Origin of the sequence: Mariluticola halotolerans, assembly GCF_021611515.1 — a bacterium.
GTDB lineage: Bacteria > Pseudomonadota > Alphaproteobacteria > Rhizobiales > Devosiaceae > Mariluticola > Mariluticola halotolerans.
Genome location: NZ_CP090960.1, coordinates 1,037,469 through 1,051,240, shown reverse-complemented (window position 1 = coordinate 1,051,240; position 13,772 = coordinate 1,037,469). Strand labels below are relative to the sequence as shown.

The following is a 13,772-nucleotide window of genomic DNA, read 5'->3' as shown; positions in this document are numbered from 1 at the left end:
GCATCCATCTCTTTTCACCACGGTTTAAAGACCGGTCAACCCAAGAACGGCAATTATGAGCGCAACGCCGACATCAAATCCCGTCACCGCAGGCATGCTGGTTATTGGCGATGAAATTCTATCCGGACGCACCAAGGACAAGAATATCGGAACAGTCGCCGATTTTTGCACCGAGATGGGCATCGAGCTGCGCGAAGTGCGCGTGGTGGCAGACGAGACCGACGACATTGTCGCCGCGATCAACGCATTGCGCACCCGTTATACCCATGTCTTCACAACCGGCGGCATCGGCCCCACCCATGACGATATCACCGCCGATGCGGTGGCGATGGCCTTTGAAGTAGCGCTGCCCATCAATGACGAGGCGCGCGAAATCATCGAGACGCGGCTGCGCAAGGTCAATGTCGAGATCAACCCATCGGTTCTGCGCATGGCGCGTATCCCTGAAGGGGCCACGCTGATCGCCAATCCCGTCTCTGGTGCACCCGGTTTCCGCATGGGCAATGTCCATGTCATGGCCGGTGTGCCCAAGATCATGCAGGCCATGCTCAACGAGATCGCCAAAACGCTGACGTCAGGCCGCAAAATGTTGTCGCGTGAGCTGCCATGCGGCGTGGGCGAAAGCACCGTCAGCACAGGCCTGGGCGAAATCCAGACCGAATACCCAGCCGTCAAGATCGGCAGCTATCCGCAAATGGTCAATCCGCAGCGCGATCCGGATGTGGCACCAGTCTATGCCTATATCGCCTTGCGCAGCACCAATGAGGCGCTGCTCGATGAGGCAACGGCCAAGGTCAAGGCGCTGATCGACCGGCTGCATGCCGAAAAAGGAATTACATTGTCCGAGGAACCCAAACCATGAACCCGGCCCACAAGTCTTTCCCCGTCACCTGGGATCAGTTTCACCGCGATTCCCGGGCGCTTGCCTGGCGTTTGATGGGCGAGGGGCCGTTTGACGCGATTGTTGCCATCACACGCGGCGGCCTGGTGCCGGCCGCCATCGTCGCGCGCGAGCTTAATGTCCGGGTTATCGATTGTGTGGCCGTCAAAAGCTATGACCATCAGAACCAGGGTGGCATCAATGTGCTCAAGGCTGTTGATCCCGAAATCATTGCCGCCGCCAAGGCCGGCAAGAAAGTGCTGATCATCGACGATCTGGTGGATACCGGCGCAACGGCCCGTGTTGTCCGCGAAATGCTGCCCGGCGCACGGCTGGCCACCGTCTATGCCAAGCCCAAAGGGCTCGACATGGTCGATACATTTATCACCGAGGTCAGCCAGGATACGTGGATTTACTTCCCCTGGGATCTTGATGTGACCTATGTCGAGCCGATATCAGGCGGGACGGACTAGTCACAATGAATCTGCGACCGTGGTGGAATTGGTATACACACCAGACTTAAAATCTGACGCCTGTATGGGCATGCGGGTTCAAGTCCCGCCGGTCGCACCACCCCTTCAAACGGCGTGATTCATCGCGCCAGCACATTGACCTAACCTTTGCTGAGGGCAGCATAATGTTGATCAAGCTTGAAGTTCTCGAAGCCATCAAGCGCGGCGATATTACCCTCCAGTTCCGCCGCTGGCGGCGGCGTACGGTCAAGGCCGGGGGCACGCTGAAAACCAAGGTCGGTCTGCTGTCCATCGGCGACATTACCCCGATTGCCGCCACCGATGTGACGAAGGCTGATGCGCAGCGCGCCGGCTTTGCCGATGAGGCCGATTTTCTCAAATGGCTGGATACCATGAAGCCGGGCGAACTCGACCGGATCGAGGTCAGCTATCTGGGGCCAGACCCGCGGGAAACCGCAAGCCCGCAAGCGGATTAAGCCGGGCCGGAACCTTTTCGCGCCTCAGGCGTTGGTTCTGTATGACTGATAAACTGAAAATCGTTGGAATATCGGGAAGTCTGCGCGAAGGGTCGTATAATACCAGCGCCCTGCAGGCTGCCGCCGAACTCGCACCTGAAAATGTGACGCTCGAAATTGTAACCCTGCACGATGTGCCGCTTTACAATGCCGATGTGGAAGCTGAAGGCTTCCCTGAAGAGATTGTGGCATTGCAGGAGCGCCTCGCCGATGCAGATGGCGTGCTGTTTGCAACGCCGGAATATAATTACGGCATCCCCGGCGTCCTCAAAAACGCCATTGACTGGCTGTCTCGCCCGCATGGCGATGCGCCGTTGGCTGGCAAGCCCGCCGCCATGATCGGTGCTACCCCCAGCATTGTCGGCACAGCGCGGGCACAGGCGCATTTGCGTGATGTCATGTACTATAATGCCATGCCGATGCTCTCATCCGCTGAAGTGCTGATCTTTAAGGCCGAAGAGAAATTTGATGCCGGCGGGCGTTTGATTGACAAGGATTCGCGCAATTTCCTTGGCAAGCTGATGCGGGATTTTGCCGACTGGATCGTAAAGACCCGGCAATAGGTTCAGGGCTTGGCCTCAACGGCCAGGGCCGCCAGCGCTTCTGCCACAATCGCCTCAACCGTATCCGCCACCGAGACGGTGATGACATTCTCGTCCGCCGCAGGTGTTTCAAGCGCTTCAAACTGGCTGTCGAGCAGGGTTGCCGGCATGTAGTGGCCGGGCCTGTCCGCCTGCCGGCGGGCAATAATTTCTTTTTTCCCCGCGAGATGCAAAAACACAATTGGCTCGCCAGCTGCCTGCGTCAGGTAATCCCGATAAGAGCGTTTCAATGCCGAACAGGCCGTCACTGACTGACCGCGCTGGTCTGCGGCCTCTTTCATGGCGATGGCAAGGCGGTCGAACCATGGCCAGCGATCATCATCTGTCAGCGGGGTGCCATGGCGCATTTTTTCAACGGCCTCTGGCGCGTGATAATGGTCGCCATCGAGAAACGGCACATTGAGCGCAACGCCAAGGGCGCTGCCAATGGTCGATTTCCCGCTGCCTGAAACGCCCATGACAACGATCAGTCGTGCCCTTGCACCCATATCACTCCCCCGAATGCTGGTTCAGCCAGCCTTAAGCCAAAAACGTATGCCATAGGCAACTACCCCGAGCACCGTAATGCTGGCGGCCCAGATGCCGACGAACCAGGCGAGCCGCTTAACCCATGCTGGAATGCTCAATGGTAGCCGTCCTCACCGGTTTTGCCCCGGAACACCCAATAGGCCCAGCTGGTATAGGCGAGAATGATCGGCAGCATGATCACCGCACCAACCAGCATGAATGTCTGGCTTTGCGGCGGCGCTGCGGCCTCCCAGATCGTCACCTGCCCGGGAATGACATACGGCCAGATGGACACCGCCAGTCCCAAAAGCGTCAACGCAAACAGCCCCAGCGTCAAAAGAAATGGTGCCAGTTCACGCCCAAGGGCCAGACTGCGGAAGAATTGCCATGTGGTGAGCGCCACCAGAAACGGCACAATGCCGGCTGCCAGAATCCCCGGCCAGGCAAACCAGCGCGTATAATAATCGGCCTCCAGAAACGGCGTCGCAATGCTGACCACACCAATGGTGATGACCAGCCCCGCACCCAGCAAACGCGCCTGCCGATAGGCCTTTTGCTGCAATTCGCCCTCGGTTTTCAAAATCAGCCAGGTTGCGCCCAGCAAGGCATAACCCACCACCAGACTTAAGCCGGTCAAAAGGGTGAACGGCGTCAGCCAGTCCCACCAGCCACCAGCATAGGCACGGCCGGAAACGGTGATGCCCTGCAACAGGGCACCAAGGGTAATCCCTTGCGCAAAGGTCGCCACCAGCGAGCCACTGAAAAAGGCAATATCCCATGCCGCGCGATGGCCGGGGTCCTTCCAGCGGAACTCAAACGCCACACCGCGAAACACCAAAGCCAGCAACATGGCAATCAGCGGCGCATAGAGTGCCGGCAGAATAACCGCATAGGCGAGGGGGAAGGCGGCCATCAGCCCGCCACCACCCAGCACCAGCCAGGTTTCATTCCCATCCCATATCGGGGCGATGGTATTCATTGCCACATTGCGCTGCGGGCCCGGTTTGAGGGTTGGGAACAAAATGCCGATCCCAAGGTCAAAGCCGTCCATCACCACATAGGCAACGATGGCAAAAACAATGATGCCGGCCCAGATCACAGTCAGGTCAAACGGAAAACCAGTCATTGCGAAACCTCCTCGCCACCATGTGCCAGTCCGGCCTGTGCCGGGGTAATGCCTGCTGACCGGGTCGGATGCGCCGGTGGGTCGCTCTCATCCATTTGCGGTGGCTTGCCCATCTGTCTGATGATGTAGAGCGTGCCAATCCCGAAAACGATGAAATAGACCACCACAAATACCAGCAGTGAGGTGGCGACCGCCGGCACTTCCAGCGGTGAGACCGATTCCGCTGTGCGCAACTGGCCGTAAACGGTGAAGGGTTGCCGCCCGACTTCGGTCGTGAACCACCCCGCCAGCACCGCAACGAGGCCGGATGGCCCCATGGCGATGGCAAACCGGTGCAGGAGGGGCCAGTCGTAAAGCTTGCCCCGCCAGCGCGCCAGCAGGCTGAACATGCCCAGGGCGAGCATCAGAAAACCAAGCCCCACCATGATCCGGAACGCCCAGAACACAATCGCCACCGGCGGCCGGTCCTCCTTGGCAACAGTATCCAGCCCGTCCAGCGGTGCATTGAGATCATGCTTGAGAATGAGCGACGACAATTTGGGAATCTCGAGCGCGAAATCCACCCGGTCCAGCTTGTCATTGGGCAGCCCGAACAGGATCAGCGGCGCACCATCGGGGTGGCTTTCATAATGCCCTTCCATGGCCATCACTTTCACCGGCTGATGTTCCAGCGTATTGAGGCCGTGCATGTCACCGACAAAAATCTGCACCGGCGCCACAATCGCCGCCATCCACATCGCCATGGAAAACATCACCTGCGCCCCGGCATTATTGCGGTTTTTCAGCAAATGCCAGGCCCCAACCGCCCCCACAATCAGTGAGGTGGTCAGAAAAGCCGCGATCACCGTGTGCACAAGACGATAGGGGAAGCTGGGGTTGAAAATGATTTCAAACCACGACGCATCGGGCACGAACTGCCCCACATCATTGATGGCAAAGCCAACCGGGGTCTGCATCCAGCTATTGGCGCTCAAAATCCAGAACGCCGACATCAGCGTGCCCGCCGCCACCGCGCAAGTGGCGGTAAAATGCAGCCCGCGCCCCACCTTTTTCATGCCGAACAGCATGACACCGAGAAAACCCGCTTCAACGAAAAAGGCCGTCAGAACCTCATAGGCCATCAACGGGCCGATAATCGGTCCTGTCTTGTCCGAGAACACCGACCAGTTGGTGCCGAACTGATAGGACATGACAATGCCCGAGACCACGCCCATGGCAAACACCACAGCGAATATCTTCACCCAGTACTTGAACAGCGTCATGTAAACGCCGCGCCCGGTGGCCAGCCAAAGCCCTTCCAGCACCATCAGAAAACTGGCCAGACCAATGGTGAAAGCGGGGAACAGAAAATGGAAGCTGACCGTAAAGGCAAATTGTATGCGTGCCAGCAACAGGGCTAATTCGTGGTCGACCATGACATGTCCTTCCGGGCATCAATTTCGCTACGCGTGCACCTATTCTAGTATTCTGGGCGTCTGTGCCGATTCCGCGCCGTGTCGCAGTGCGCAAATGCCGCAAGCGATCAAACGCTTATGCTAATGCCCCCATCTACATAAAGAATGTGGCCATTCACAAAGCTCGACGCATCCGACCCCAGAAAAATCGCAGCGCCCACAAGTTCGCTGGTTTCCGCCCAGCGTCCCATCGGCGTGCGGTGTTCCAGCCACGTGGAAAAGTCCGCGTCGGCCACCAGCGCGGCATTCAGTTCCGTCTTGAAATAACCCGGCGCGATGCCGTTGACGTTGAGCCCGTGGCGCGCCCAGTCGGTCGCCATGCCCTTGGTCAGATTGGCCACCGCCCCTTTGGAGGCGCTATAGGGCGCAATGGAGGGGCGGGCGAGGCGGCTCATCACCGAACAGATATTGATGATCTTGCCGCGCCCGCGCCCGATCATGTTTTTGGCCACAGCCTGCCCCACATAGAAGGCGGAGTTCACATTGGTGCGCATCAGCGCGTCAAACTTGTCGGGCGGAAAACTCTCAAGCGGTGCCCGGTATTGCATGCCGGCATTGTTGATCAGAATGTCGATCGCCCCGATTTCCGCCTCGGCATGGGCAATCGCTTCATCAACGCTCTCGGGATTGGTGACATCAAAGGCCAGCGCCGTCACTTTCGCGCCCGCATCGGCCAGGTCCTGTGCCGCATTGCCCAGCGCCTTTGTGTTCCGCCCGTTCAGAAGAATTTCCGCCCCGGCACCCGCCAGCCCTTCAGCCAGCGCCCGGCCAATGCCCCGGCTGGAGCCGGTAATCAGGGCGCGTTTGCCCGTCAGGTCAAACATGGAAAGGCTGTGCATGCAGGTGTCTCCCCTATGCCCCGCGCCGCAATTGTGCACGCCGGGGCTTGATCCCGAACCGCGCCTGTCCGATAACCATGCTCTACCGTACACACGGGGATTATCGTTAAATCTATTCAGACGCAGGTGCAGTTTGTGCTGACATGCCGCTGCATGTCCAGTGTTCAGGACAACGCCCGCACGCGTATTCCCATCTTCAGGAGGATTTCATGTCGACTGCTGATATTGGTCTGATCGGCCTTGCCGTTATGGGCTCAAATCTGGCCCTCAATATTGCTGAAAAAGGCCACACCATCGCGGTCACCAACCGCACTGCGTCAAAGATCGACGATTTCATCGCCAATGCGGGCGATCTGGCAGACCGGATTATCGGCAAGGCCGACCTGGTTGAGTTTATTCAAACGATAAAACGCCCCCGTTCCATCATCATCATGGTCAAGGCCGGACAGCCGGTTGACGACATGATCGAGCAGCTTCTGCCCCATCTCGACAAGGGCGACGCCATTATCGAATGCGGTAATTCGCTGTTCACCGACACCCAGCGCCGCTTCGATTATCTCACCCCCAAGGGTATCGGCTATCTCGGTGTCGGCGTGTCCGGCGGCGAAGAGGGGGCCCGTCACGGTCCCTCAATCATGGTCGGCGGCTCCAAGGAGCAATGGCACAATGCAGAAGCGGTGCTCACCGCGATTGCCGCCAAGTTCAACGGCGAAAGCTGCTGCGCCTATCTCGGCGAAGGCGGCGCGGGCCATTTCGTCAAAACCATCCATAACGGCATCGAATATGCCGACATGCAAATGATTGCCGAAGTCTATGGTGTCATGCGCGATGGTCTGGGCATGAGCCCGAGCGAATGCGCCAAAGTGTTCAAGAAATGGAATGAGGGGCCGCTCAATTCCTATCTGATCGAAATCACCGGCCACGTCCTCGATTACACCGACGATAAAACCGGCAAACCGCTGGTCGATCTGATTCTCGACAAGGCCGGGCAAAAAGGCACAGGCCGCTGGTCCGCCATCGCCGCCCAGCAAATGGGCGTGCCTGCAACCGCCATTGAAGGGGCAGTCGCCGCGCGTTCCGTCTCCTCGGTCAAGGATGAGCGGGTTGCAGCTGAAAAAGTCTATGGCAAGCCCTCAGCCGGCAGCGCGGATGTTACCCTCGAAGATCTCGAAAAAGCGCTTCTGGCGGGCAAGATCGTCGCCTATGCACAAGGTTTTGCGGTGTTGCAAAAGGCCTCGGAAGAAAACGGCTGGGCCCTGCCACTGGCCACAATCGCCAAGATCTGGCGTGCAGGCTGCATCATCCGTTCCCGCTTTCTTGACCAGATGTCCGCAGCCTATGCCAAGGGCGGTAATCAGAACCTGCTGATGGTGCCGGATTTTGTCGCTGTCATGCAGGATTCGCACACAGCCTTGCGCAAGGTTGTGGCTGCGGGTGCCCTGGGTGAATTTCCGCTGGTCTGCCTGTCTGCCTCTCTCAGCTATTTCGATAGCTATCGGCAGGCCCGTGGCACCGCGAACCTTATTCAGGGGCAGCGCGATTTCTTCGGTGCCCATGGTTTCGAAATGCTGGATCGCGAAGGCGAGCAGCATGGCGTATGGCCCTCAACGCTCGATAACTAGGGCCAGCAAGCTAACCAGTCTGCAGGCCGGGCACATCGTCGTGCTCGGCCTTTTCTTTTGGGCGTCCATAGATAATTTTGGCCACGCCATCCCGTTCGTCCGTGCGAATTTCGCGCATGCCCAGCCGTGTGACCACCTGCTTTGAACGGGCATCATCCGCGATGATTTTGGCGATGAGGCGCGGTACGTTGAGGGTCTCAAACGCATAATCTGCAAGGCCGGTCAGCGTTTCATGCGCATAGCCGCGCCCCTGAAACTGCGGCAGGAACTGAAACGAGATTTCGGTATTGGCCCGGTCATGATGCCGGGTAAGCGCGATCAGCCCGATCAGCACCTCGGATTCGGCCAGCCGCACGGTCAACACAAGGCTTTTGCCCTTCACCAGCAAAGCGGCAAACTTGGCCTCAAAATCCTCGGGGCTGATTCTGCCGCCAAGAAATTCCCCGATATCGGGATTGTCATAAAGCTGGGCGACTTCGGCAAAGTCGCTTTCATCAATCGTGCGCAGAACGCAGCGCTGAGTCGTGAACAAGGTAAGCATGGGGTCTGGATCGATGAAGATTGCGACGCTGTTGGGGCAGGAAAACGCCTAAATCATGTATTCTGAAAAAGCGCGTATTCGCCCTTACGCAAGGGCCGCTACACGTCCGGAAATCTCAGGGAAAATCCTAGTTCCGTTTTCGGCGGGGCCGGCGTCTGTCATGCGGCGGGGTCGCGATTTCGCCGGGCTTTGCCATATCCGGCGCATATCTGTCCTGCACCGTATCCGGGCTGCGCCGCAACCCGAAGCGCCAGGAGGCGTAGACGAAAACAGCCGCAGCACAAACCGTCAGAATACCGGCGGCAAAAAACGGCACACCCGGAAAATAGCTCGGCGCGCGCGGCGAGGTGGTGAAAAAGCTGAACAGCTGGGTCGCTGCCACAGGCCCGATAATTGCGGTCAGCGAATTGGCCGCATTGATTGCGCCTTGCAATTCGCCCTGGGTATTGTCCGGCAATTGCCGCGACATCAGCCCGTTGATCGCGGGCCCTGCAAGCCCGGTAAAAGCCCCCACAACCAGATAGCCGTATAATCCAACCGGTGTGTGAATGAAGGCGGTGCCAAAAAACGCGATCGCCCCGGCCAGCATCCCCAGCATCACGGTAACGCTTTCGCCGAACCGCCGGATGACATGGCCAATGAGAAAGCCTTGAATCAACGCAAACAGAATACCGAACACGGCCAGAGACCGCCCGATTTGTGACGAGCTCCACTGAAAGCGCTCGATGGTGAAAAAGTTCCACACAGAGGGATAGCTCTGCCCGGCCATGGCGAACAGAAACAGCGCGCCCAACAGCCAGAGCACGGCCGGATAGCGCCGGAATGCCAGAATCGCGCCGAAGGGATTGGCGCGCTTGAAATCAAACCGGCGCCGGTTGCGCATGGTCAGGCTCTCGGGCAGCACAAACAGACCGAACAGCAAATTGGCAAAGGCCAGTGCCGCCGCCGCATAAAAGGGCGCACGCGGACTGAACTCGCCCAGTTCGCCACCAACGACCGGGCCGATGATAAAGCCAAGACCAAAGGCGGCACCAATCAGGCCAAACCGCTGTGAACGCTTCTCCGGCGGTGTGATGTCGGCGATATAGGCGGTTGCCGTGCTCACGGCCGCGCCGGAAATCCCGGCCAGCAGCCGCCCGAGAAACAGCCAGCCGATTGAAGGGGCAAACCCCATCAGCAGATAATCAATTGTCAGCCCCAAAAGAGACAGCAGCAAAACCGGACGTCGCCCGAACCGGTCGGATAAATTGCCCAGAATGGGCGAGAAGATGAATTGCATCAACGCATAGACAAAGACCAGATATCCACCCAGCACCGCGCCCTGGGCAACAGTATCGCCTGTCAGTTGCAGAATAAGTTCAGGCAGAACCGGCAAGATGATGCCAAGCCCCACCATGTCCAGGAGGATGGTCGTCAGGATAAAGACAAGCGTGAGCTTTGAATCGCGGGCTAAAGTCATGAATTGAGTCGCTTTGTCTCTTTGGTTTGGTCACTTGACACAGGCATTGCCGACAACGCAAGCGCGGCAGATATGATGCAAGCCGCCCCGGCACGCTAGAGGTGCCGCATAGCAACAACATGGCGGCGGCCCGCCACAGTTTCAACGCGTGACCGGATCGTGGTCATAAAGCCAGCCAAGCCGCTTTAAATGTCCCGTTGGTCCCTGCAATCGCACAACCGCATCACGGGCGAGCGACAAGGGGCGACGCATGTGAAAAACCCGGCCATTGGCCTCAGACATGGCCGCAACACGTGTCACCCGCGCCCGCCTTGCCGTTTCAAACTGTTCGAATGCCGCCTCGGCATTGCTTTCCGCCATCAGCATCGGGGCCAGCATGACAGCGTCTTCAATACCCATCGCCGCGCCCTGCGCCTGAAACGGCAGCATGGCATGGGCCGCGTCACCGATCAGCCCGATACGGCCCATGTGCCAGCGCGGTGTTGATACCGCTGCCAGCGGCCAGTGCGTCCATTCGTCAGCCCGTTCGAGAATCGAGGCGAATCGTGGATCGCGCCGGGCCTTGGAAGGCAGGTTGGGGGCGGGGCGAATGCCGAACCCAAGCGACAGCGGCTCCCGGGCGAACAGGGCGATGTTGATCTTGTCGCGATGGGGCATTGGATAGGCGACGGCATGAAAGCCGGGACCCCAGAGCAAACTCGTATGCGTGGTCGAGAGGCCCGGCGACAGCGCATCGAGATCAACCAGCGTCCGCCAGGCGACATAACCTGAATAAGAAGCTTCACCGCCTGAAAGGAGCGCAGTGCGGGTGTGCGAGCCGACACCATCCGCACCGATAAACGCGTTCGCCTTGACCGGCTGTTTGTCTCCGCCGGGCTTGTCGATGACAATTGAAACGCCGTCGGCCGTGTTGGTGGCCGAGAAATCGCGAATACCGAACTGCATGTCGACATTGGCAAATGGCTTGCACGCCTTGAATAGCGCCTGCGCCAGATCGGCCCGGTGCATCACGGCATAGGGCAGGCCGAAGCGCTCACGCGCTGTCTCGCCCAGCACCAGTGAGGTGAGGGGCTGTTCATGCCCGAACGGGTAGATATCGATGCCATCCGGCTCAAACGCCACCTGGCGCAGGGCCTTGTCGAGACCAAGCGCATTCAGTGCCCGGCGCGCATTGGGGCTGATTTGCAGTCCCGCGCCGAATTCCTGCACCGCATCATTACGTTCAAGAATGGTAACCCGCGCACCAAGCTTTGCGAGCGCAAGCGCAAGCGTCAGCCCGGCAATACCGGCCCCGGCGATATAGATATTGCGATGGGGCCTGGCGGCCATGAGCGTAAAACTAGGCTGTTACGGGAGTAAAAATGGCCGATAGCGGATTCGCGGACCCGGCCTTCAATTTGGAATTATAGACATAATGGGTCGAGCAATACGGGCAGACAATCTCGTTGTCCGCGCCCATGTCCAGATAAACATGCGGATGGTCAAACGGGGGCAGGGCACCAATACACTGGAATTCCTTCGCACCGATTTCGATTTGTGCAACACCGTCGGTATTGTGAAAGTGTGGAACGCCACCATGTGCCATGTGATTTGCCCTTCAGCCGTCAACGAGCCGGACCATAACGAAGCGAAAGCCGAAATGCCAGACCCATCGCATGCCTTTTGACATGGTTGGACTATCAGCCGCAGCTTGCTATGACGCGAAAATATCAATCACCACCCCAACCACCAACCCAGTGAGGCGCCCGTGCCAAAGTTCACATCCGAAGGCTTCGAGATTGCCTATGAAACCTATGGCGAAGGCCCGCCCGTGGTTCTGGTCCATGGCTTCGCCTCCAGCGGTCAGGTCAACTGGGTGGCAACGGGCTGGGTCGAAACCCTGACCGAGGCTGGCTATCAGGCCATAACCATCGATAACCGCGGGCACGGCCAGTCCGAAAAAATCTATGATTCGGAATATTACAGCGCCCGCGAAATGGCCAAGGACACCATTAACCTGATCGATCATCTGGGCATCGGCCCGGCTGTGCTGCTTGGCTATTCCATGGGCGCGCGCATTTCCGCCTTCGCCGCCCTCGACGCGCCGGAAAAGGTGCGCGCGGTGATTTTCGGCGGGCTGGGCATCAACATGATTCACGGCATGTCGAACTCAGAAGAGATTATCGAGGGGCTTCTCTCACCCGCCTTGTCCAGTGTAACCCACAAGACCGCCCGGCAATTCCGCATATTTGCGGATCATACCCGCAGCGACCGCAAGGCCCTGGCCGCCTGCATGGCGGGATCACGGGCACGGATTTCGGCGGATGATGTGAAAAAAATCAGTGTGCCCGCCCTTGTCGCGGTGGGCAGCGAAGACGATGTGGGAGGGGCGCCAGAACCCTTGGCCGAACTTCTGCCACAAGGAGAGGTTCTGGTGATCGAGCGGCGCGATCATATGCGTGCAACGGGAGATCCGCAGTTCAAGACAGGCGTTCTCGCCTTCCTGCAACGTCATCCCTGATTAATGAAACTGTCGTGAACCTTTTGTTTTCGACGCGCTTATACTCTATATATCTAGCTCGAAAACCGGAGAGCAGCATGGTCAGTTCGGCAAAAACAAAGAGCGCGGTCAAATCGGTCGATCCGGTTTGGGCAGCGATCGTTGAAGGCGCGCATCAGATTGTCGCCGATGAAGTCTCGCTCGCCAGCATGGTCGCAGCGACAGTTCTGAACCATGACAGCTTTGAATCAGCGCTCGCCTTCAGGCTGGCGGAGCGCCTTGATCATCGTGACGTTTCAGCGGACCTGTTGCGGCAGGCTTTCGACGACATCATAAATTCAGCGCCCGAAATCGGCATGGCGGCCCGCGCCGACCTCGCGGCAACCCTCGAGCGCGACCCAGCATGCCACCGCGCCATTGAGCCGTTCTTGTATTTCAAGGGCTATCACGCCCTCCAGACCCATCGCTTCGCCCATGCGCTTTACAATCAGGGGCGCCGCGACATGGCGCTTTACCTGCAAAGCCGGGCCAGCCAGGTGTTCCAGACGGACATCAATCCGCGCGTTGTCATGGGCAAGGGCATCATGCTCGATCACGCCACCGGTCTGGTGATTGGTGAAACGGCCAGCGTCGGTGATAATGTCTCCATCCTGCAAGGCGTCACCCTCGGCGGCACCGGCAAGGACGATGGCGACCGTCATCCCAAGGTCGGCTCCGGCGTGCTCATCGGCGCAGGCGCCAAGATCCTGGGCAATATCACCATCGGCAATTGCGCGCGCATCGCGGCAGGCTCGGTCGTGCTCAAGGATGTCCCCTCGCAAAAAACCGTCGCCGGTGTCCCCGCCAAGATTATCGGCGAGGCAGGGTGCGCCCAGCCGGCCTCTGTCATGGACCAGATGGTGCTGTCCAGCATCGACAAGTAAGCAATCGCTGCCTGTGATCGGCGGGGAAAAACACCGCGCGGCATTGGTTTGAAGGCCCTGAGCCGCTAGAACCGCCCAAAGCCAATACGCGAAATTGAAGGAACGGCCCGTGGAACATCAGGAAATCATCAAGCTGCAGACCTATTTGCAGCAGAAATTCGGCAATGCCGCCATCGATGTGCGCCCCCGGCCACGCAAGGACGATTCTTGCGAAGTTTATCTGGGCGAAGAATTCATCGGCGTGCTCTATCTCGATGATGAAGACGGCGACCGGTCCTACATGTTCCAGATGGCCATTCTCGACGTCGATCTCGACGAAGTCAGCTAAACCTTGGCGCGCCGGTTGGCCGGC

The 13,772-nt window shown here is 58.7% G+C and carries 17 protein-coding genes and 1 tRNA gene; 9 read left to right on the top strand and 9 right to left on the bottom strand.

Annotation, left to right across the window (positions count from 1 at the left end; translation table 11 throughout):
• The first annotated feature begins 55 nt into the window (after positions 1-55).
• The 5 genes from L1P08_RS05090 (at position 56) to L1P08_RS05070 (ending at position 2,431) form a co-directional block, all read left to right on the top strand.
• A complete protein-coding gene (locus L1P08_RS05090; RefSeq protein ID WP_303618917.1) occupies positions 56-862 on the top strand; it encodes a competence/damage-inducible protein A in 807 nt (268 codons plus the stop codon).
• Positions 859-1,353, top strand: coding sequence for a xanthine phosphoribosyltransferase (gene gpt / locus L1P08_RS05085; RefSeq protein ID WP_303618916.1), 495 nt, complete (start codon positions 859-861; stop codon positions 1,351-1,353). The genes L1P08_RS05090 and gpt overlap by 4 nt, the downstream gene beginning before the upstream one ends.
• A gap of 13 nt (positions 1,354-1,366) precedes the next feature.
• Positions 1,367-1,453, top strand: a tRNA-Leu gene (locus tag L1P08_RS05080).
• Positions 1,454-1,517: 64 nt separating this feature from the next.
• The gene (locus L1P08_RS05075; protein ID WP_303618915.1) at positions 1,518-1,829 is read left to right on the top strand and encodes an ASCH domain-containing protein; all 312 of its coding nucleotides are present in this window, start codon (positions 1,518-1,520) and stop codon (positions 1,827-1,829) included.
• 41 nt (positions 1,830-1,870) lie between these two features.
• Positions 1,871-2,431: an NADPH-dependent FMN reductase gene (locus tag L1P08_RS05070; RefSeq protein WP_303618914.1), complete on the top strand. Its 561-nt coding sequence runs from the start codon at positions 1,871-1,873 to the stop codon at positions 2,429-2,431.
• A gap of 2 nt (positions 2,432-2,433) precedes the next feature.
• Here the strand turns inward: L1P08_RS05070 and L1P08_RS05065 are convergent, their stop codons facing one another.
• From L1P08_RS05065 to L1P08_RS05045, 5 genes are all read right to left on the bottom strand, one after another.
• Entirely contained in the window at positions 2,434-2,958 is a 525-nt protein-coding gene (locus L1P08_RS05065; RefSeq protein ID WP_303618913.1) for a gluconokinase, read from the bottom strand.
• Positions 2,959-2,979: 21 nt separating this feature from the next.
• The gene (locus L1P08_RS05060) at positions 2,980-3,096 is read right to left on the bottom strand and encodes a DUF2474 family protein (protein ID WP_303618912.1); all 117 of its coding nucleotides are present in this window, start codon (positions 3,094-3,096) and stop codon (positions 2,980-2,982) included.
• Positions 3,093-4,103 (bottom strand): cytochrome d ubiquinol oxidase subunit II, encoded by a 1,011-nt coding sequence (cydB, locus tag L1P08_RS05055; protein WP_303618911.1) that lies wholly within the window; start codon positions 4,101-4,103, stop codon positions 3,093-3,095. Before cydB ends, L1P08_RS05060 begins: the two co-directional genes overlap by 4 nt.
• Entirely contained in the window at positions 4,100-5,518 is a 1,419-nt protein-coding gene (locus tag L1P08_RS05050) for a cytochrome ubiquinol oxidase subunit I (RefSeq protein ID WP_303618910.1), read from the bottom strand. Before L1P08_RS05050 ends, cydB begins: the two co-directional genes overlap by 4 nt.
• 107 nt (positions 5,519-5,625) lie before the next feature.
• Positions 5,626-6,396 carry an SDR family oxidoreductase gene (locus L1P08_RS05045; RefSeq protein ID WP_303618909.1) on the bottom strand — a complete coding sequence of 257 codons (771 nt, stop codon included), beginning with the start codon at positions 6,394-6,396 and terminating at the stop codon, positions 5,626-5,628.
• 209 nt (positions 6,397-6,605) lie between these two features.
• Between L1P08_RS05045 and gnd the strand changes: the two genes are divergently transcribed.
• Positions 6,606-8,018, top strand: coding sequence for an NADP-dependent phosphogluconate dehydrogenase (gene gnd, locus L1P08_RS05040; RefSeq protein WP_303618908.1), 1,413 nt, complete (start codon positions 6,606-6,608; stop codon positions 8,016-8,018).
• Between the two features lie 10 nt (positions 8,019-8,028).
• Here the strand turns inward: gnd and L1P08_RS05035 are convergent, their stop codons facing one another.
• The 4 genes from L1P08_RS05035 to L1P08_RS05020 all read right to left on the bottom strand — a co-directional run bounded on the left by L1P08_RS05035 (position 8,029) and on the right by L1P08_RS05020 (position 11,603).
• Positions 8,029-8,559 carry a GNAT family N-acetyltransferase gene (locus L1P08_RS05035; protein ID WP_303618907.1) on the bottom strand — a complete coding sequence of 177 codons (531 nt, stop codon included), beginning with the start codon at positions 8,557-8,559 and terminating at the stop codon, positions 8,029-8,031.
• A 127-nt stretch (positions 8,560-8,686) separates the two neighbouring features.
• Positions 8,687-10,018, bottom strand: coding sequence for a TCR/Tet family MFS transporter (locus L1P08_RS05030; protein ID WP_303618906.1), 1,332 nt, complete (start codon positions 10,016-10,018; stop codon positions 8,687-8,689).
• Positions 10,019-10,159: 141 nt separating this feature from the next.
• A complete protein-coding gene (locus tag L1P08_RS05025; protein ID WP_303618905.1) occupies positions 10,160-11,347 on the bottom strand; it encodes an FAD-dependent monooxygenase in 1,188 nt (395 codons plus the stop codon).
• 10 nt (positions 11,348-11,357) lie between these two features.
• On the bottom strand, positions 11,358-11,603 hold the full coding sequence (locus L1P08_RS05020) for a zinc-finger domain-containing protein (protein WP_303618904.1): 246 nt from the start codon (positions 11,601-11,603) through the stop codon (positions 11,358-11,360).
• 162 nt (positions 11,604-11,765) lie between these two features.
• Here L1P08_RS05020 and L1P08_RS05015 point away from each other — a divergent pair, with 162 nt between their 5' ends.
• From L1P08_RS05015 to L1P08_RS05005, 3 genes are all read left to right on the top strand, one after another.
• Positions 11,766-12,518 (top strand): alpha/beta fold hydrolase, encoded by a 753-nt coding sequence (locus L1P08_RS05015; protein ID WP_303618903.1) that lies wholly within the window; start codon positions 11,766-11,768, stop codon positions 12,516-12,518.
• A 77-nt stretch (positions 12,519-12,595) separates the two neighbouring features.
• A complete protein-coding gene (cysE, locus tag L1P08_RS05010; RefSeq protein WP_303618902.1) occupies positions 12,596-13,420 on the top strand; it encodes a serine O-acetyltransferase in 825 nt (274 codons plus the stop codon).
• Positions 13,421-13,529: 109 nt separating this feature from the next.
• Positions 13,530-13,748, top strand: coding sequence for a DUF3126 family protein (locus tag L1P08_RS05005; protein WP_303618901.1), 219 nt, complete (start codon positions 13,530-13,532; stop codon positions 13,746-13,748).
• Positions 13,749-13,772 lie beyond the last annotated feature (24 nt).